Origin of the sequence: Xenorhabdus sp. IM139775 (genome assembly GCF_028598745.1) — a bacterium.
Lineage (GTDB): Bacteria > Pseudomonadota > Gammaproteobacteria > Enterobacterales > Enterobacteriaceae > Xenorhabdus.
Genome location: NZ_JAQRFK010000203.1, coordinates 1 through 1,094, shown reverse-complemented (window position 1 = coordinate 1,094; position 1,094 = coordinate 1). Strand labels below are relative to the sequence as shown.

The following is a 1,094-nucleotide window of genomic DNA, read 5'->3' as shown; positions in this document are numbered from 1 at the left end:
ACGCCAGAAGCTGCGAGTTTATCTGCAACGTCTCCCCCTACGGAACCACACCCTACAAGCATCACTTTTTTGTTAAGAAGGGATTGTTCTGCTCCACTCCTTGGCATAATTCTTTCTTTGTTAAAAGTTAATACAGCGAAGGGCTCCAGTACCCACTCGGCTAGATGTGAGTTCTTGAAGGGCAAAGTTTTTCGACCTTTACCGGAATTTTTTTGGAAAAAATGAATACCAAACCATGTTATTCCTGAAGGGGTTTGGGCATTAAAGACTAACCAAAACTCATGCGAACGCTTTTGAGCAAACTGTTGCGTTAATCTGGTTCGATCATCCGCCGGTAAATCTGACAACAGAGCAAGGTACCAATCAGCAAGTTCACCCTTTTTCCATGGAGCAGGTTTTGTCACGCTCAGCGGTATAACAAACCCGTATCCATTTGCTGCTTGGCGCTCATTGATCACCTGATTAATAGGTGAAAAAATATTCTTCGGCATCGAACCTTCTACATATCCTAAAAAATATTTCCCCAGACCTATATCACTTTTTCGCGGCTTCAGAACGCACAACTCTTCTGCTTTTTCGCTTTCAGACAAACAAAGAAATGGGGCCATGTCCGGTTCAACTATACTCAGCCATCCAGCTTCAAACTCCCGAAGTAACTCCTGAGTATTCCATTCACTATCAGTCAAAGCCTGGTGCAGCAAAGATATATGCCTTCTAAGTGACTCTTCAAAGGCCAGCTCAGGGCATTCAAAGTTTACAGATACTGCGTCAGGTATATTCACGCAAATATTTGCAAAGCGCCCCTCAGGGTAGACTGCTGTATGTGCAAGTCTGGGCAGTGCTGATGGGTTGGCAAGCAGAAAGCTAGGCATTCTGGAGAGCTCAGAAACAGCGAGGTGCCAAAGAGTAATTGACATATCGCTTATCTCCACTTCGACAGTAAAGAATCCGACTTCTGCCGTCTCCGATGGAACAGCGGATACCTTGTATCCGCACAGATTATTGACAAAGTGCTGGTTTTTTATCCGGCACTTTGCTTTAATCAAATTCCGTTCACCCGACGGAGCTTGCCGCCATGTTAAGGATCCCCTCTC

1 pseudogene is annotated in these 1,094 nt (G+C 45.1%); it reads right to left on the bottom strand.

Annotation, left to right across the window (positions count from 1 at the left end):
• Positions 1 to 1,046, bottom strand: a pseudogene (locus tag PSI17_RS16990) (ThiF family adenylyltransferase); the annotation flags it as partial.
• Positions 1,047 to 1,094: the final 48 nt, after the last annotated feature.